We start from the raw sequence: 17,098 nt of genomic DNA, 5'->3' as shown, positions 1-17,098 counted from the left end.
CACCCGCATGCATCCCCCCACCCCCACCGTCACCAGGACCAGCACCAGCACGACACCGACGACGAGGCGGAGATCCTCGACCTGGACGCGGAAGTCCTCGCCGAGCACATCGCCGCCGTCACCACGTGGCTGTCGGTCCAAGCGCCCCCTCACCGGATCGTGGACCTGGGCTGCGGGACGGGGGCCGGCACCTTCGCCCTCCTCGACCGCTTCCCCGACGCGCGGATCACCGCGGTCGACTCCTCGGCCGGTCACCTCCAGCGCCTGAGCCGGAAGGCACGCGCCCGGGGAGCGGAGGGACGTGTCCTCGCCGTACGGGCCGACCTCGACGACACCGGCTGGCCCGACCTCGGCACACCGGACCTGGTGTGGGCCTCGGCCTCGATGCACCACATGGCCGACCCCGACCGCGTCCTGCGCAAGGTCCACGACCTGCTCGCCCCCGGCGGACTGTTCGCCGTCGTGGAGCTGGCCGGCTTCCCCCGCTTCCTGCCCGAAAACGCCCCCGAAGACCGGCCCGGCCTGGAAGAACGCTGCCACACCGCGAGCGAGCGCTTCCACGCCGAGCACGTGTCCCACCGCGGCGCCGACTGGGGACCGAANNCCTGCGGCGCATGCGCCGCAGCGTCGCCGACGCACTCCCGCCCCAGGATCTCGCCGCGCTCGACCGACTGCTCGACACCGACGGCCCCCACAGCATCCTGCGCCGCGACGACCTCGCCGTGCGCACCGAGCGCACGGTCTGGGCCGCACGACGCGAGAACTGACCGACCGGCCACCGCGAACGGCAGGCCGCCACGTGCGGGAGTAATCGCCTCGCGCGCCACGGCAAGCCCGCCGTGGCGCGCGAGGCGACCGTCAGTCGACCTCCACCGCCGCCTGCGCGAACTGCGCCCGGTACAGGCGGGCGTAGGCTCCGCCCGCCGCCAGCAACTTCTCGTGGGAACCCTGCTCGACGATCGAACCGTTCTCCATGACGAGGATCGTGTCCGCGTCCCGGATCGTGGAGAGCCGGTGCGCGATGACGAACGACGTACGCCCGTGCGCCAGTTCGGCCATCCCCTTCTGGATCAGCACCTCGGTACGGGTGTCCACGGAACTCGTCGCCTCGTCCAGCACCAGGATCACCGGGTCGGACAGGAACGCCCGCGCGATGGTGATGAGCTGCTTCTCACCGGCGCTCACCCCGCTGCCCTCGTCGTCGATCACCGTGTCGTACCCGTCCGGCAGGGTGCGGACGAACCGGTCGGCGTGGGCCGCCCGCGCCGCCTCCTCGATTTCCTCCCGGGTGACCTTCCGCGAGGCGCCGTACGCGATGTTCTCCGCGATGGTGCCGCCGAACAGCCAGGTGTCCTGGAGCACCATGCCGATCCTGGACCGCAGTTCGTCCCGGGACATGCGCGCTATGTCGACGCCGTCGAGCGTGATGCGCCCGCCGGACACCTCGTAGAACCGCATCAACAGGTTCACCAGCGTCGTCTTGCCGGCACCGGTCGGGCCGACGATCGCGACCGTGTGCCCCGGCTCCACCGTGAGCGACAGATCCTCGATCAGCGGCTTCTCCGGGGCGTACCGGAACGACACCCGCTCCAGCGCCACCCGCCCGCGCAGCTCGGCCGGCTTCTCGGCCGGCGAGACGTCGGCCGACTGCTCGTCGGCGTCGAGCAGCTCGAAGACCCGCTCCGCCGACGCGACACCCGACTGCACCAGGTTCGCCATCGAGGCGACCTGCGTCAGCGGCATCGAGAACTGCCGCGAGTACTGGATGAACGCCTGCACGTCGCCGATGGACAGCGAACCCGACGCGACCCGCAGCCCGCCGACGACCGCCACCAGCACATAGTTGAGGTTCGACACGAAGAGCATCAGCGGCTGCATGACGCCGCTGTTGAACTGCGCCTTGAAACCGGCCTCGTACAGTGCCTCGTTCTCCTCGGCGAACCGCTTCGCCGACTCCTCCTGCCGTCCGAACACCTTCACCAGGGTGTGCCCGGTGTACATCTCCTCGATGTGCGCGTTGAGCGTGCCCGTCGTGCGCCACTGCTGCACGAAGTGCGGCTGCGACCGCTTGCCCACGCGGGTGGCGACCACGAACGACAGCGGCACGGTCACCAGCGCGACCAGCGCCAGGATCCAGGACACGTAGAACATCATCGCCAGCACCCCGACGACGGTCAGCAGCGAGTTGATCAGCTGGCCCATCGTCTGCTGGAGCGTCTGCCCGAGGTTGTCGATGTCGTTGGTCGCCCGGCTCAGCACCTCACCGCGCTGCCGCTTGTCGAAGTACGACAGGGGCAGCCGCGACAACTTCGTCTGCACGTCCTCGCGCATCCGGTACATGGTGCGGTTCACGGCCCCGTTCACCAGCCGCGTCGCCACCGCCATCAGCAGACCGGCGGCCACGAACACCGCCAGCGCGAACAGCAGGACGTTGCCCACGGCCGTGAAGTCGATGCCCTCGCCCGGCGTGAAGTCGGTGCTGCGGAGCATGTCCGCGACACCGCCCTCGCCGCGCTCCCGCATCGACTCCAGCACCTGCTCCTTGGTGGCCCCGGCCGGCATGTCCCGTCCGACGATGCCCGCGAAGACCAGGTCGGTCGCCAGGCCGAGGATCTTCGGCCCGATCACGCTGAACCCCACGCTCAGCACCACGCAGGCCAACAGCCCGTAGATGGTCAGGCGTTCCGGCCCGAACCGCGCGATGAGCCGTTTGCCCGACTCCTTGAAATGCAGCGACTGGTGGTTGGGGCCCGTCCCGGCCCCGGCCCGCGCCATGGCCCCGGCCATCAGGCGGCCTCCGCTTCCGTCAGCTGGGAGAGCACGATCTCCCGGTAGGTCTCGTTGTCCGCCATCAGTTCGTGATGCCGGCCGGTACCGGCGACCCGGCCCTCGTCCAGGACCACGATCCGGTCGGCGTCGCGGATGGTCGACACCCGCTGGGCGACGATCACCACCGTCGCCTCGGCGGTCTCCTCGGCCAGCGCCCCGCGCAGCGCCGCGTCGGTCGCGTAGTCGAGCGCGGAGAAGGAGTCGTCGAACAGATAGATCTCGGGGCGCTGCACCAGCGTCCGCGCGATCGCGAGCCGCTGGCGCTGGCCGCCGGACACGTTGGTGCCGCCCTGCGCGATCGGCGCGTCCAGCCCGCCCTCCAGCCGCTCGACGAACTCCCTGGCCTGCGCCACCTCCAGCGCGTGCCACAACGCGTCGTCCGTGGCGTCCGGATGCCCGTACCGCAGATTCGTCGCCACCGTCCCCGCGAACAGGTACGGCTTCTGCGGCACCATCCCGACCGTCCTCGCGAGCAGCGCCGGATCGAGGTCCGCGACGGGCACGCCGTCCACGAGGACCTCGCCCTCGGTCGCGTCGAACAGCCGGGGGACCAGCCCGAGCAGCGTCGACTTGCCGCTGCCGGTCGAACCGATGACGGCGGTGACCTCGCCCGGACGGGCCACCAGGTCGACCGACTTCAGCACCGGCTCCTCGGCACCCGGGAAGCGGAAACCGCCGCCCCGGATCTCCAGATGGCCGTGCCGGGGCAGCTCGGTGACGGGCGCGACGGGCGGCACGACGCTGGAGGAGGTGTCCAGCACCTCCTGGATGCGCTCGGCGCACACCTCGGCCCGCGGGACCATCATGAACATGAAGGTGGCCATCATCACGGACATGACGATCTGCATCAGGTAGGCGAGGAACGCGGTCAGGTCGCCGATCTGCATGCCCCCGCTGTCGATCCGGTGCGCGCCGAACCACACCACCGCGATCGACGACAGGTTCACCACCGTCATCACCACGGGGAACATCAACGCCAGCAGGTTGCCGGTGCCCAGCGCCACGTCGGTCAGCTCGGCGTTGGCCTTCCCGAACCGCCGCTGCTCGTACGCGTCCCGGACGAACGCCCGGATCACCCGGTTGCCGGTGATCTGCTCGCGCAGCACCCGGTTCACCGTGTCGAGCCGCTCCTGCATGGACCGGAACAGCGGACGCAGCCGCCGCACGATCAGTGTCACCGAGACGCCCAGCACCGGCACCACCGCGACCAGCACCCCGGACAGCGGCACGTCCAGACCGAGCGCCAGCACGATGCCGCCCAGACACATGATGGGCGCCGACACCATCAGTGTGCACGTCATCAGCGCCAGCATCTGGATCTGCTGGACGTCGTTCGTCGTACGGGTGATGAGCGAGGGGGCGCCGAAGTGGCCGACCTCACGCGCGGAGAAGGACTGCACCCGGTCGAAGACGGCCCCCCGCACGTCCCGCCCCACCGCCGCCGCGGTCCGGGCGCCGTAGTACACGGCACCGACGTTGCACACGACCTGCGCCAGCGAGATGCCGATCATCAGGGCGCCGTAGGACAGGATGTAGCCGGTGTCCCCCTTGACGACACCGTCGTCGATGATGTCGGCGTTGAGGGTGGGAAGGTAGAGCGTGGCGCAGGTCTGCAGGAACTGCAGCAGCACCAGAAGGACGATGGGTCTTTTGTACGGCCTCAGATGAGTCCGCAGCAGTCGTATCAGCACGCTGAGTCTCTCGGGTGGTCGGCGGGAGCCAATGGTTGCCCCTGGCCCCTATCGTCGGACACTCCACCCGCGTTACCTCAACCGATTTAATCCGCGGAACCACGCGCCGTTCCACGGGCCGACGGGCGGCACGCACCGCCCGTCGCCCGGCCGGTCACATTCGGAACGCCCCCGGATGGGTCTGCTCGCGCACCGACACGAACTGCTGGCGCACCGCCTGCCCCACCGCCAGGTCGTCGCCCGGCTCCAGCACCTGCGCCACCGGGCCCTGCCAGACGGGCGGCGTCCGCGGGTCGAGGACGCCCTGGGACACCCCCAGCGCCCACGCCGCCTGCCGGGCGGCGCCGATCGCCGCGTAGTCCGCGGGCTGCGGCACCACCACCTGCGCCCCGAACAGCGAGGGCGCCGCCGCCTGCACGGCGGGCAGCTCCGCGGCCTGCCCCAGCAGGAACACCCGCCGGACCTCCACGCCCCGGCCGCGCATCACGTCCAGCGCGTCCGCGAGCCCGCACAGCATGCCCTCGAACGCGGCCCGCGCCAGGTGCTCCGGCTTCATCGACTCCCGCCGCAGCCCCGACAGGGTCCCGGCGGTGTGCGGCAGATTCGGCGTCCGCTCGCCCTCCAGATAGGGCAGTAGCACCAGCCCGTGCGAACCCGGCGTCGACTTCATCGCCAGGTCGGACAGGCTCTCCAGATCGGGCAGCCCGAGCAGTTCCGCGGTCCCGCGCAGGGCCCGTACCGCGTTCAGCGTGGTGACGACGGGCAGATGCATGCCGGTGGCGTCCGCGAGCGCGGTGACCATGCCGTACGGGTCGTAGAGCGCCTCGGGGTGGACCGCCATGACCGAACCGGACGCGCCCAGCGACACCACCGCGTCGCCCAGCCCGATCCCCAGCCCGAACGCCGCCGCCATCGTCTCCCCGGTACCCGCGGAGATCAGCAGCCCCTCCGGCGTGGCACCGGCCGCGTCGGCCGGGCCGATCACCTCCGGCAGCATGGTCTGGTGCCCGAGCGCCAGCTCCACCAGATCGGCTCGGTAATTCCCGGTCGCCGCCGCCCAGTAGCCGGTTCCGGACGCGCCGCCCCGGTCGGTGGTCCGGCGCACCGGACGGCCCAGGAGCTGCCACACCAGCCAGTCGTGGGCCTGGAGCAGCACGGCGGTGCGCGCCGCGTTCTCGGGCTCCGTACGGGCCAGCCAGCGCAGCTTCGTCACCGGGTGCGCCGCCTGCGGAACGCTGCCCACCGCCTGCGCCCACGCCTCACGGCCGCCGAGCGCGTCGATCAGATCGGCCGCCGCGACCTGGATCCGCTTGTCGGTACCGACCATGGCGGGCCGCACGGTGTTGCCCTGGGAGTCCAGCGGCACCAGCGCGTTCGCCTGCGCGGAGACCCCGATGGCCTGCACGCCCTCGAGCAGGCCGCCGCCCGCCGCCTCGCCCAGCGACAGCAACCAGTTCTGCGGATCGACGTCGGACGGACGGCCCGCGCCCTGGGCATGGTCCACCGGGTGCGGCGCATACCCCTGTTTGAGCACGGTTCCGCTGTCCGCGTCACAGACGACGATGCGAGTGAAATCGGGCGCACTGTCCAACCCGGCGACTATCCCCATGGCCAAATTCTGCCGTACCCGGCGACATCGTGACGCCGGGCCGGTCCGCCGGGGGCTTTCCGCCGGGTGCCACCGGTGTCCCGGTCAGGTGTTGCTCGTCCCCCAGTCGTCCTCGCCGGCGCCCTGCGAGGTGCGCTCGCGCAGGGTGCGCACCCGCTGGGTCACCGAGTCGGGCATCCGGTCGCCCACCTTGTCACTCACCACGTGGTACGCCCGGCCCGCGATGTCCCGGCCCTGCTGCGCCGCGGTCTCCGCGGTGTTGCGCACGGCGGGGTTCTGCGCGAACCGCTGAGCCGACTTCTTCAACTGCTCGTAGCGCTCGCGTCCGGCCCTCGTGCCCAGCACGTAACCCAGGACGACTCCGGTGACGAACGTGAGCCGGTAACGCATGGCGGCCACCCTTCCGTTGTGTAGGACTGCGTGCGGGTCTGCGCGGCTCTCCGGTTGCGGCGACGGGGCCGGAGAGTACCGATTGGCGAAGCACCCCCCTGCTTGCGCTAATGTATGTGTCGCAGAGAGCGCGCGCCCCCTGGCGAATACCCAGGTGGGTGCGTTCGATGCAGACGAGGCATTCCTCCGTAGCTCAATTGGCAGAGCAGCCGGCTGTTAACCGGCAGGTTACTGGTTCGAGTCCAGTCGGGGGAGCTCGGTCCTCCGTAGCTCAATTGGCAGAGCAGCCGGCTGTTAACCGGCAGGTTACTGGTTCGAGTCCAGTCGGGGGAGCATGCTGAACGAGGACCCCCTGGGGGGTCCTTTTTCATGCCCGGTTCGCGTCCTGGTCGACCGCCTGGAGGGACCGGGCGGGCCCGGAGGCAGCCCTCGGGGTCGCGAAGGGGGCCCATGCCTAGTCGATCATCGAGGCAGGAGATCGTATGAGCGGCTATGCTGCGGCAGACGGCACGCACACCTGTGCGCGACACGCCGCTTGGGGCGGTAGCTCAGCCGGTTAGAGCAACGGACTCATAATCCGTCGGCCGTGGGTTCGAGTCCCACCCGCCCCACCTATACAGGTCTCTGACCTGCGGAAACGTTCTTTTTTGGCTGTCGGAGCGTCAACTTTGCCTGAACGGACTGAATCCGCTGCTCGTGAGTTTGGGGGCGGCTCGGTCTGCGACAGCTGGTGGCCTTCTGACCTGCACGAATGCGCGTAGGTGCGTAGCCAAGGAGACGTGTTCTGCTGGGCCGCGCTGCGTAGGGCCATGAATTGAGGCCATCCTGAGGCCGCTGGTAACGAGGACAGTGTTATCGATGATCCTGTGCTCCGGTCGGCGCAGGTGGGTCGAGACGTTCGACGTGGTGGCCGTCTGGGTGTGCGGCGCGCGAGAGTGTGCGTCGTGGTGATGGCCGGTGGGCGCCAGGAACTGCCCCAAGAGGAAACGGCCCCGAGCGGTCACTCGGTCCTCTCGTGTGGTGCTCCGTGGTTCATGTGGTCAGGACGTCGGGGCGGTCGAAGACGGGTCTCGTCCAGCTGCTCAGGTTACGGACCGCCGGCAACTGAGTATGTTCCGATGCCCGGTCACTGTCGGTGTGACGGCCGGCGGCTTCGACTAACGCGTCTCAGATGGATCACCTCCGCTCGCGCGGTGAGCACGGCGAGGGTGCCGGTGTCCGGGGAGAAGGCAAGGCGGCCGAAGAAGTCGTGAAGCTGTTGTCTTTCCGGACTTGAGGACGGTATCTCCGCTGGTCAGGCGGGTCGGTGATTCCGTGGGAGCCATGGCCTGTCGTGTCGTCGCTCCCCGGGAGGTCGCGGATGCCGTCGGTTGTCGGACTGCTGGAACAGCACGAGCTCGCAGCTCGCCGTCGGGTCGACGAACTGCGCGAGGAGGCCGACCGCATCCAGGCCGAGCTGGCAGACCTCACTGAGAGCCGCACCTGATCTCAAGCACCGCTCGGCTCCCCGGCTCTGCGGCTCCGCAACCATGACGACGCCATGGCAACAGCGCGTACGGGGTGCCGGCCGTGTGGATTCGACGCCCGTTCCCGCAGTCCTGTCTGCGGGAACGGGCATGCCACGTTCAGGCATGCGGCAGGAGCTGTTCCACGCCGGCCTCCATCGCCGCTTCGTCCACCCAGGGCGGGTTCGCGCCGTGGACGGAACAGGTCACGGCGGCCACGTGAGCGGCGAAGGAGCAGGAGTCGGTGACGTCCTCGAGGCTCAGTGCGTCGAGTCGCCCGCCAAGGTGTCCGAGGGCGGCGAGGCGGTGGAGCAGGCCCGCAGTGAAGGAGTCCCCGGCGCCGACGGTGTCCACAACGTCCACGGCCGGGGCTGGGACGGTGACGCGGAGGCCGTCTAGGGAGGCAAGGGCGCCGCGCCCGCCGAAGGTGATGACGACGAGGCGCGCGCCGGCGGCATGCCAGGTGTCGCACGCCTCCTCAGGGCCGACGCCGGGCAGGAGCAGCGCGAGGTCGTCCTCGCTGAGGCGAAGGATGTCGGCGAGGGCGCACCAGCGGGGAAGCCGTTCGCGGTAGACGGAGGGCGATACGAGCAGGGGCCGGACGTTGGGGTCGATGGACACGGTGACGTGCTCGCGCGCCCTGGCGAGATTGTCCTCGATGCGGCTGCCGCCGGGCTGCTGCATCAGCGCCAGGGAGCCAGTGTGCAGGCAGGCCGCATCGTCCAGCCGGGCGCCGGCGAGTTCGTCGTCGGTCCACTGCCAGTCGGCGGCGCTGTCGGCATAGAACGTGTAGGTGGCCTGGCCGGAGTCGTCGAGGTCGGCGACGGCGAGGGTGCTGGGCTCGGGGGCGGCGGTCACGCTGCCGGTCAGGTCGACGCCGGAGGCACTGAGGCGGGCATGGAAGAGGGCGCCGAAGACGTCGTGGGAGAACCGCCCGAGGAAACGAGTCCGGGTACCGAGCCGGGCGAGGGCGACGGCGGTGTTGGCGGGGCCGCCACCGGGCAGGGCGCGCAGCGCGAGTTCATCGGAGCTGGACCGGGCGGGGTCGGTGAAGGCGTCGGCGACGCACTCGCCGAGGACGGTGACGCTGCTGGGGGCCTGGGGTCGGGCCATGGTGGTTGTTTGCCTCTCTCGGGAAGAGCGCGGGGGGTGAAGGGCACCGGGCCGGTGGCCTGATGCGGCCCATGCGCAGGTATTGACATGCCGCTCAAGACGCACGTAACTTCCCTGCCACACGGAAGTAACGCGCGTTATTAAAGCGCGAAACCGGAGGTGCTGTCTCACCGCCGGACGGCCGAAAGGGACTGGAAGTGGCCACGAACAGGACGCATCGCGTGACCATGAGCGATGTGGCGCGCCACGCGGGTGTCTCGCGGACCACCGTCTCCTTCGTCCTCAACGACAAGCCCGGCGCCGCCATCCCCGAGGAGACCCGTCGGCGGATCCTGGAGGCGATCGACGAGCTCGGCTACCGGCCCAACGCCGGGGCGCGGGCGCTGGCCGCGAACCGCAGCGGGTGGTTCGGGCTGATCACCGAGATCGTGACCGGCCCCTTCGCGACCGAGGTGATCACGGGTGCGCAGAGCCGCGCCTGGGGCGATCGGAGGTTCCTGCTGATCGCCGCGAGCGAGGGCGACCCCGCCCAGGAGGCCGCCGCGCTCGACCAGATGCTGGAACACCGGGTGGAAGGGCTCCTGTACGCCACGACCTGGCACCGGGCCGTCACGCTCCCCAAGGCCGCCCGGGAGGTGCCGACGGTGCTCGTCAACTGCTACGACGCGGAAGGTGAGCTGCCGTGCATCCTGCCCGACGAGGTGTCGGGCGGTTACAAGGCGACCCGCCGGCTCCTGGACGCCGGTCACACCCGCATCGGGTTCATCAACCTCGACCCGGCGATCCCGGCGGCCATCGGCAGGCGCGAGGGGTACGAACGTGCCCTGCGCGAGGCCGGGATCACCCCCGACCCCTCCCTCGTCGTCCCCGGCTGGGCCACCGCGGACAGCGCCTATACCGCCGCCTGCGAACTCCTTGACCGCCCGGCCGGCGACCGGCCGACCGCGCTGTTCTGCGGAAACGACCGGATGGCGATGGGCGCGTACGACGCGATCAAGGAACGTGGGCTGCGCATCCCGCACGACGTGGCCGTGGTGGGGTTCGACAACCAGGAACTCATCGCCGCCTATCTGCGGCCGAAGCTGACGACGCTCGCCCTGCCCTTCGAGGCCATGGGCACCAAGGGCATCGACATGCTCGCCGCTCTCGCAGCGGGGCAGCCGCTCGACACCCGTCAGGTGACGATCGACTGCCCGCTGCTCGAACGCTCGTCGGTCTGACCGCTAATCAGTCCGCCGAGGAATCCCATCCCGTCTTCGCCCTGTGTGTTGAAGAGAGGAAAAGAGTCTCCATTATGGCACCCTCCCGCATACCTTCACGGCGGCCCCGAGCCGTCCTGAGAGCGGTCACCGTGACCGCCGCCGCGGCCCTGGTCCTGTCCGCCTGTACGGGTGGCTCGGGCACCTCCGGCGCCGGTGACACCTCCGGCAACCAGCTGCTCACCATCCCGCGCGAGGATCTGGCGACGTTCACGCGCAACTTCAACCCGCTCTCCCCGCAGGCCGCCCCCATGACCCTGCAGGCGGTCTACGAGCCGCTGGCGGTGCACAGCATGGCGGACGCCAAGGACACGCCGTGGCTGGCCACCAAGTGGGAGCAGGCCAAGGACGGCAAGTCCCTCACCTTCACGCTGCGCGAGGGCGTCAAGTGGTCGGACGGCCAGGCGCTCACCGCCGACGACGTCGTCTACACCTTCGAGCTCCAGAAGAAGGTGCTCGGCGGCTTCGACTACCTGGACAAGGTCACCGCGGTCGATGCCCACACGGTGAAGTTCTCCTTCAACAAGGCGTTCTCGACCGCCTTCTACGAGATCAGCGGCCACTACATCCTGCCGAAGCACATCTGGTCCAAGGTGAAGGACCCGGCGAAGTTCACCAACCCGAACCCGGTCGGCACCGGCCCGTACACCAAGATCGAGAAGTTCCAGAGCCAGTCGTACGAGCTGCGCAAGAACCCCGACTACTGGCAGCCGGACAAACAGCGGATCGCCGGTATCCAGATGCTCGCCTTCTCCGGCAACGACAGCGCCAACATCGCCTTCACCAACGGTGAGGTGGACTGGACGCAGTCGTTCATCCCGGACATCGAGAAGTCCTTCGTCGCCAAGGACAAGAAGCACAACCACTACTGGTTCCCGGCCACCGGCGCCATGATCAACTGGCAGCTGAACACCACCAAGGCGCCCTTCGACGACCCGGCGGTGCGCAAGGCCCTCAGCATGGCCGTCGACCGCGACCAGATCACCAAGGTCGCGATGAACGGCTACGCCGAACCCGCCGACTGCACGGGCCTGGCCCGCACGTACGACAAGTGGCGTGACACCTTGCTCGCCGCGTCCTGCACCTGGACGAAGTACGACACCGACGCGGCGGCCAAGGCCTTTGACGCGGCCGGCTACAAGGAGAGCGGCGGCAAGCGGAAGCTGAAGAACGGCAAGGACTTCACGCTCGACATCTCCGTCGGCTCGGCCTCCTCCGACTGGATCTCGGTCGCCAACATCATCAAGCAGAACCTCGCGAAGGTCGGCATCACCGCCACCGTGAAGACGCCCGACTGGTCGGCGGTCTCGGCGTCGTACAACACCGGCACGTTCGACACCGGCATCGTGTGGAGCAACAACGGCGCCACCCCGTACGAGTACTTCCGCGGCGTGATGTCGACCAAGATGGTGCAGCCGGTCGGCAAGCAGGCCACGGAGAACTACCACCGCTTCGGCGACAAGAAGGCCGACAAGCTCATCGACGCCTTCGCCGCCGCCACGGACGAGAGTGCGCAGCGCGAGCAGATGAACGGCCTGCAGGAGCTGTACGACAAGGACGCACCCGTCGTCCCGCTGTTCACCGGCCCCGAGTGGGGCGCGTACACGGATGCCCGCTTCACCGGCTGGCCCTCCGAGGAAAACCCGTACGCCACCCTCGGCAACCGCAACGGCAGCACGATCCTCGTGCTCACGTCGCTGAAGCCCGTCAAGAGCTGACGCCACCCGCGGACCGGCGGCCGCCCTCCTCCCCGGACGGCCGCCCCCGCGCACCGAGCCACACGTTCACCCCCCACCGACAGGGAGCACGACCCGTGCGTCTGATCCTGCGCAACCTGGGGTTCTATCTGCTCGCCTTCTGGGCCTCCATCACCCTGAACTTCGTTCTCCCGCGCTTCATGCCGGGAGACCCGGTCTCCCGGATGTTCGCGCAGGCCCAGGGCACCATGCAGCCCGATCAGATAGCCCAGCTGCGGAAACTCTTCGGCCTCGACAACCGCCCACTCTGGGAGCAGTACGTCTCCTACGTCAAAAGCGTCTTCACCGGCGACCTCGGCATCTCCATCACCCGCTTTCCCACCCCGGTCTCCGACGTGATCGGCTCACAGATCGGCTGGACCCTGCTCCTCGGCGGCGTCGCGCTCGTCATCGCGGCCGTGCTCGGCAACCTGCTCGGCATCGTCGCCGCCTGGCGGCGCGGCGGCGTCCTCGACTCCGCCTTCCCGCCCCTGCTGATCTTCGTCGGCTCGTTCCCGTACTTCTGGCTGGCGATGGGCGCGCTGTACCTGTTCGGGGTGAGCCTCGGCTGGTTCCCCATGCGGCACGCCTACGACGTCGGCCTGACTCCCGGCTTCAACGGCGAGTTCCTCTCGAACGTCGCCACCCACCTGGTGCTGCCGGCGCTGACCATCGTGTTGGTCTCCATCGGCGGCTGGATGCTCGGCATGCGCAACACCATGATCGCCACGACGGCCGAGGACTACATCACGATGGCCGAGGCCAAGGGCCTCAGCCCCTCGCGGATCATGTTCCGCTACGCCGCCCGCAACGCGCTGCTGCCTTCCGTCACCAACTTCGGCATGGCGCTCGGCTTCGTCATCGGCGGCGCCCTGCTCACCGAGGTCGTGTTCGCCTACCCCGGCATCGGCTACCAGCTGCTGATGGCCGTCCAGGGCCTGGACTACCCGCTGATGCAGGGCATCTTCCTGACGATCACGGCCGCGGTGCTGCTCGCGAACTTCCTCGTCGACCTCGTCTACGTCCGCCTCGACCCGCGCGTCCGCGTCCGCTGAGGAGGTTGCCGACATGACCGCCATCGACATCGCGACGGCCACCACGCCGACCATCCCCGCACGCACGTCCCGCCGGCGCGGACTGCTGCGCCAGCTCATCGACAGCAAGAAGGCGCTGGCCGGGCTGATCCTGCTCGCTCTCTTCGCGCTGCTGGCTCTGCTCGCGCCCGTCCTGGCACCGGGCGACCCGTCGCTCATCAACTCCACGGGCAGCCAGGCACCCTCGGCCGCACACTGGCTGGGTGCGACCGCCAAGGGACAGGACGTGCTCGCCCTCACCCTGTGGGGTGCGCGCAGCTCCCTCTTCGTCGGCTTCACCGTGGGCCTTGTGGCGACCGGCGTCGCCATCCTCATCGGCCTGGCGTCCGCGTACTTCGGCCGTATCGTGGACGACGCGCTGACCCTGGTCACCAACATCTTCCTGCTGCTGCCCGGCCTCCCGCTGCTCATCATCCTGGCCGCGTTCCTGCCGCCCGGGACCTCGACCGTGATCCTGGTGCTCGTCGTCACCGGCTGGGCGGGCTCGGCCCGGGTCCTGCGCGCGCAGGCCAAGTCGATCCGCGGCAAGGACTTCGTGGCCGCCGCCGTCGTCACCGGCGAGCGCCCCCTGCGGATCATGTTCCGCGAGATCCTGCCCAACATGGCGTCCGTGGTGATGACCACGCTGCTCGGCTGCGTGATCTTCGGCATCGGCGCCCAGGCCGGCCTGGAGTTCCTCGGCCTCGGCGACAGCAGCGTCGTCAGCTGGGGCACCAACCTGTACTGGGCCAGCAACGACGGCGCGCTGATGACCGGCACGTGGTGGGCCTTCGTCCCCTCCGGACTGTGCATCGCGCTCGTCGCGTTCGCGCTCGCGCTGGTCAACTACGCGGTCGACGAGATCACCAACCCCAGGCTGCGCAGCCGCCGTGCCCGCCGTGAGAGGAGGGGCTGAGCCATGGAACCCGTACTTGAGGTGAACGGCCTGCGCGTCGAATACCGCGGCGACGGACGCACCGTCGTGGGCGCCGACGACGTCTCCTTCTCCATCGGCGCCGGAGAGGTCTTCGGCCTCGCCGGAGAATCCGGCTGCGGCAAGTCGACCATCGCCAACGCGGTGATGCGGCTGCTGAAGCCCCCGGCGGAAATCACCGCGGGCAGCATCCGCTTCCAGGGCCGCAACGTCCTCGCCCTGGACGCACGCGAGCTGCGCGCCTTCCGGTGGCGGGAGATCGCCATGGTCTTCCAGTCGGCGATGAACTCGCTCAACCCCGTCCTGACCATCGGCGAGCAGATCGTCGACATCTTCACCACCCACGAGAAGCTGAAGAAGCGGGCCGCGCGGGAGCGGGCGGGCGAGCTGCTTCAGATGGTGGGCATCGACCCGGGGCGGCTGAAGGCGTACCCGCACCAGCTCTCCGGCGGCATGCGCCAGCGCGTCGTCATCGCCATGGCCGTCGCACTCCACCCCCGGCTGCTGATCATGGACGAGCCGACCACCGCGCTCGACGTGGTCGTGCAGCAGGAGATCATGGCGCAGATCCGCGACCTCCAGCGGGAGCTGGGCTTCTCCATCCTCTTCATCACCCACGACATGTCTCTGATGGTCGAGCTGTCGGACCGCATGGGCGTGATGTACGGCGGACGGATCGTCGAACTCGCCGACGCCAAGGACCTGTTCGCCAATCCGCTCCACCCCTACACCGAGGCGCTGATGAACGCCTTCCCACCGCTGACCGGCCCGCGCCAAGAACTCACCGGCCTCTTCGACGCCCCGCGCACCGCCGACAGCTGCGGCTTCCACGTCCGCTGTCCCGAGGACCGCTCGGACTGCTCCATGAACATCCCCGACCTGCGCGAGATCGCCCCCGGCCGGTGGGCGGCCCAGAGTGCCCAGGGAGCCCCGCGATGACCCAGCCCCTGCTGTCCGTACGCGGTCTGACCAAGGACTTCCAGGTCGGCACCGTCTTCTCCCGGCGCCGCGTCCGAGCCGTCAACGACGTCTCCTTCGATCTCCCGGCCGGCCGGATCACCGCCCTGGTCGGCGAGTCCGGCAGCGGCAAGTCCACCATCGCCCGCTGTCTCGCCCGCCTCGAACAGCCCTCCGCCGGACAGGTGCTGCTCGACGGCGAGGACGTCCTGCGCACCGAGCGGCGCCGGGCGTCACGGGCGTACCGCCGCAAGGTCCAGATGGTGTTCCAGGACCCCTTCGGCTCACTCAACCCCGTCCACCGCATCGAGCACTTCCTCACCCGGGCCCTTGTCCTGAACGGCCACTCCGCCACACCAGAGGCGCTGCGCGAGCTGATAAAAACGGTCGGCCTGACCGAGGACATGCTCCAGTCCTACCCGCACGAACTCTCCGGCGGCCAGCGCCAGCGCGTCTCCATCGCTCGCGCGTTGGCGGTGGAACCGCGCCTCATCCTGGCCGACGAACCGACGTCGATGCTGGACGTCTCCGTGCGCGTCGGCGTGCTCAACCTGATGCGGCGCCTGCGCGACGAGCGGAACATCGCCATGCTCTACATCACCCACGACCTGGGCTCCGCCCGCTACCTCGCCGACACCACGATGGTCATGTTCGCCGGCGAACTCGTCGAGGGCGGCGACGCACTGGCCGTCATGGACGCCCCCGCCCACCCCTACACCCGCCTGCTGCTGTCCGCCGTACCCGACCCCGAACGGGCCGGCAGCTACGACCCCGTCGAGCGCGCCAAGCTCCGCGAGGCGATCCTCAACCCCACGTCCTGCCCCTATGGCGACGACGGCACGTGCAGCCGCACCGAGCCCGTCCGCCACATCGTCGGCGAAGACGACGGACAGCCCCACTGGGTGCGCTGCCACTTGCGCGCACCCGCCTCCGACATCGCCCGCCGCGTCCTCAAGGCCACCGACCGGCCGGACAGCGAGGCCACCGACGACACCGAGAAAGCGGAGACCACCGCCGTATGACCCACGACCTCACCCTCCCCTCCGGCAGTCCCACCGCCGAGGGGCTGGCCGAGCGCGCCCTGCGCGACCCCCACCGCCCCCGCTTCCACTTCACCTCGCCCGGCGGCTGGCTCAACGACCCCAACGGGCTGAGTCACTGGAACGGCGTCTACCACCTCTTCTACCAGTACAACCCGCTCGCCGCCGCCCACCACCGCATCCACTGGGGCCACGCCACCAGTACCGACCTCGTGCACTGGGCCGATGAGCCAGTCGCCCTGGTGCCAGGCTCGGACGGCCCGGACCGCGACGGCTGTTGGTCCGGTGTCCTGGTGGACGACGGGGGGGTGCCCACGCTCGTCTACTCGGGCAGGCACGGCGAGCATGAACTCCCTTGCGTGGCCAGGGGATCGGCGGATCTGACGTACTGGATCAAGGACTCGGCCAACCCGGTCATCACCGCCCCGCCGGAGGGCGTCGACATCACGGCCTTCCGCGACCACTGTGTCTGGCGGGAGGGCTCCGGCGAGAACACGGTGTGGCGTCAGCTGGTGGGCTCGGGAATCCGGGGCGTCGGCGGAACGGCCTTCCTGTACGAATCCGACGACCTGCGCAGCTGGCGCTACGTCGGCCCCCTGCTGACCGGCGACGCCTCGCAGAACCGGGGCGAGCTCGACTGGACCGGCACGATGTGGGAGTGCGTCGACCTCTTCCGGCTCGGCGAGGACGAGGAGGCCGGCAGCACCGACGTGCTGGTCTTCTCCGCCTGGGACGGGGGCACCACCCACCACCCCCTGTACTGGACCGGCCGCTACCAGGGCGACACCTTCACCCCGACCGCCCTCCATCGCCTCGACTACGGCGGCCGTGCTCGTCACGGGTGGACTGGGGGGCGTAGAAGTAGCGGCCGCCGTAGTCGAGGCGATGGAGGGCGGTCGGGGTGAAGGTGTCGCCCTGGTAGCGGCCGGTCCAGTACAGGGGGTGGTGGGTGGTGCCCCCGT

At 69.6% G+C, this 17,098-nt stretch carries 13 protein-coding genes, 3 tRNA genes and 2 pseudogenes; 13 read left to right on the top strand and 5 right to left on the bottom strand.

What is annotated here, in order from left to right; all coding sequences use genetic code 11:
• A pseudogene (locus AOK11_RS24010) lies at positions 1–602 on the top strand (class I SAM-dependent methyltransferase); the annotation flags it as partial.
• Between the two features lie 2 nt (positions 603–604).
• A pseudogene (locus AOK11_RS45310) lies at positions 605–767 on the top strand (SAM-dependent methyltransferase); the annotation flags it as partial.
• A 91-nt stretch (positions 768–858) separates the two neighbouring features.
• On the opposite strand, the gene AOK11_RS24005 reads toward AOK11_RS45310, so the two are convergent.
• The 4 genes from AOK11_RS24005 to AOK11_RS23990 form a co-directional block, all read right to left on the bottom strand.
• Positions 859–2,787 carry an ABC transporter ATP-binding protein gene (locus AOK11_RS24005; protein WP_055595808.1) on the bottom strand — a complete coding sequence of 643 codons (1,929 nt, stop codon included), beginning with the start codon at positions 2,785–2,787 and terminating at the stop codon, positions 859–861.
• Positions 2,787–4,520, bottom strand: a complete 1,734-nt coding sequence (locus AOK11_RS24000; protein WP_055595807.1) for an ABC transporter ATP-binding protein — start codon at positions 4,518–4,520, stop codon at positions 2,787–2,789. The genes AOK11_RS24005 and AOK11_RS24000 overlap by 1 nt, the downstream gene beginning before the upstream one ends.
• Before the next feature lie 154 nt (positions 4,521–4,674).
• Positions 4,675–6,129: an FGGY family carbohydrate kinase gene (locus tag AOK11_RS23995; RefSeq protein ID WP_055595806.1), complete on the bottom strand. Its 1,455-nt coding sequence runs from the start codon at positions 6,127–6,129 to the stop codon at positions 4,675–4,677.
• Between the two features lie 84 nt (positions 6,130–6,213).
• Positions 6,214–6,519, bottom strand: coding sequence for a hypothetical protein (locus AOK11_RS23990; RefSeq protein ID WP_055595805.1), 306 nt, complete (start codon positions 6,517–6,519; stop codon positions 6,214–6,216).
• Between the two features lie 182 nt (positions 6,520–6,701).
• Between AOK11_RS23990 and AOK11_RS23985 the strand changes: the two genes are divergently transcribed.
• The 4 genes from AOK11_RS23985 to AOK11_RS46235 all read left to right on the top strand — a co-directional run bounded on the left by AOK11_RS23985 (position 6,702) and on the right by AOK11_RS46235 (position 8,005).
• A tRNA-Asn gene (locus AOK11_RS23985) sits at positions 6,702–6,774 on the top strand.
• Between the two features lie 5 nt (positions 6,775–6,779).
• Positions 6,780–6,852 (top strand) — tRNA-Asn (locus AOK11_RS23980).
• A gap of 204 nt (positions 6,853–7,056) precedes the next feature.
• A tRNA-Ile gene (locus tag AOK11_RS23975) sits at positions 7,057–7,130 on the top strand.
• 749 nt (positions 7,131–7,879) lie between these two features.
• Positions 7,880–8,005 (top strand): hypothetical protein, encoded by a 126-nt coding sequence (locus AOK11_RS46235; RefSeq protein ID WP_267893674.1) that lies wholly within the window; start codon positions 7,880–7,882, stop codon positions 8,003–8,005.
• 139 nt (positions 8,006–8,144) lie between these two features.
• Here the strand turns inward: AOK11_RS46235 and AOK11_RS23970 are convergent, their stop codons facing one another.
• Entirely contained in the window at positions 8,145–9,137 is a 993-nt protein-coding gene (locus AOK11_RS23970) for a carbohydrate kinase family protein (protein ID WP_055595804.1), read from the bottom strand.
• Between the two features lie 227 nt (positions 9,138–9,364).
• Between AOK11_RS23970 and AOK11_RS23965 the strand changes: the two genes are divergently transcribed.
• The 7 genes from AOK11_RS23965 (at position 9,365) to AOK11_RS23935 (ending at position 17,041) form a co-directional block, all read left to right on the top strand.
• Positions 9,365–10,357: a LacI family DNA-binding transcriptional regulator gene (locus AOK11_RS23965; RefSeq protein WP_055595809.1), complete on the top strand. Its 993-nt coding sequence runs from the start codon at positions 9,365–9,367 to the stop codon at positions 10,355–10,357.
• A 131-nt stretch (positions 10,358–10,488) separates the two neighbouring features.
• Positions 10,489–12,114, top strand: coding sequence for an ABC transporter substrate-binding protein (locus AOK11_RS23960; RefSeq protein WP_240497468.1), 1,626 nt, complete (start codon positions 10,489–10,491; stop codon positions 12,112–12,114).
• A 95-nt stretch (positions 12,115–12,209) separates the two neighbouring features.
• Positions 12,210–13,187 carry an ABC transporter permease gene (locus tag AOK11_RS23955; protein WP_055595802.1) on the top strand — a complete coding sequence of 326 codons (978 nt, stop codon included), beginning with the start codon at positions 12,210–12,212 and terminating at the stop codon, positions 13,185–13,187.
• A 13-nt stretch (positions 13,188–13,200) separates the two neighbouring features.
• Positions 13,201–14,121, top strand: a complete 921-nt coding sequence (locus AOK11_RS23950; RefSeq protein WP_055595801.1) for an ABC transporter permease — start codon at positions 13,201–13,203, stop codon at positions 14,119–14,121.
• Positions 14,122–14,124: 3 nt separating this feature from the next.
• A complete protein-coding gene (locus AOK11_RS23945) occupies positions 14,125–15,078 on the top strand; it encodes an ABC transporter ATP-binding protein (protein WP_055595800.1) in 954 nt (317 codons plus the stop codon).
• On the top strand, positions 15,075–16,118 hold the full coding sequence (locus AOK11_RS23940) for an ATP-binding cassette domain-containing protein (RefSeq protein ID WP_055595799.1): 1,044 nt from the start codon (positions 15,075–15,077) through the stop codon (positions 16,116–16,118). Before AOK11_RS23945 ends, AOK11_RS23940 begins: the two co-directional genes overlap by 4 nt.
• Positions 16,115–17,041, top strand: coding sequence for a glycoside hydrolase family 32 protein (locus AOK11_RS23935; protein ID WP_240497467.1), 927 nt, complete (start codon positions 16,115–16,117; stop codon positions 17,039–17,041). Before AOK11_RS23940 ends, AOK11_RS23935 begins: the two co-directional genes overlap by 4 nt.
• Positions 17,042–17,098 lie beyond the last annotated feature (57 nt).

Source organism: Streptomyces hirsutus, assembly GCF_001418415.1.
In the GTDB taxonomy this organism is placed as follows: domain Bacteria; phylum Actinomycetota; class Actinomycetes; order Streptomycetales; family Streptomycetaceae; genus Streptomyces; species Streptomyces hirsutus.
This window is presented reverse-complemented; position numbering and strand designations above follow the sequence as displayed.

What these genes read in the sequence shown, in the direction of transcription:
- AOK11_RS24005 (WP_055595808.1), bottom strand. Translation starts at nt 2,787, where the DNA reads ATGGCCGGGGCCATGGCGCGGGCCGGGGCCGGGACGGGCCCCAACCAC.
- AOK11_RS23995 (WP_055595806.1), bottom strand. Translation starts at nt 6,129, where the DNA reads ATGGGGATAGTCGCCGGGTTGGACAGTGCGCCCGATTTCACTCGCATC.
- AOK11_RS23990 (WP_055595805.1), bottom strand. Translation starts at nt 6,519, where the DNA reads ATGCGTTACCGGCTCACGTTCGTCACCGGAGTCGTCCTGGGTTACGTG.
- AOK11_RS46235 (WP_267893674.1), top strand. Translation starts at nt 7,880, where the DNA reads ATGCCGTCGGTTGTCGGACTGCTGGAACAGCACGAGCTCGCAGCTCGC.
- AOK11_RS23970 (WP_055595804.1), bottom strand. Translation starts at nt 9,137, where the DNA reads ATGGCCCGACCCCAGGCCCCCAGCAGCGTCACCGTCCTCGGCGAGTGC.
- AOK11_RS23965 (WP_055595809.1), top strand. Translation starts at nt 9,365, where the DNA reads ATGAGCGATGTGGCGCGCCACGCGGGTGTCTCGCGGACCACCGTCTCC.
- AOK11_RS23950 (WP_055595801.1), top strand. Translation starts at nt 13,201, where the DNA reads ATGACCGCCATCGACATCGCGACGGCCACCACGCCGACCATCCCCGCA.
- AOK11_RS23945 (WP_055595800.1), top strand. Translation starts at nt 14,125, where the DNA reads ATGGAACCCGTACTTGAGGTGAACGGCCTGCGCGTCGAATACCGCGGC.
- AOK11_RS23940 (WP_055595799.1), top strand. Translation starts at nt 15,075, where the DNA reads ATGACCCAGCCCCTGCTGTCCGTACGCGGTCTGACCAAGGACTTCCAG.
- AOK11_RS23935 (WP_240497467.1), top strand. Translation starts at nt 16,115, where the DNA reads ATGACCCACGACCTCACCCTCCCCTCCGGCAGTCCCACCGCCGAGGGG.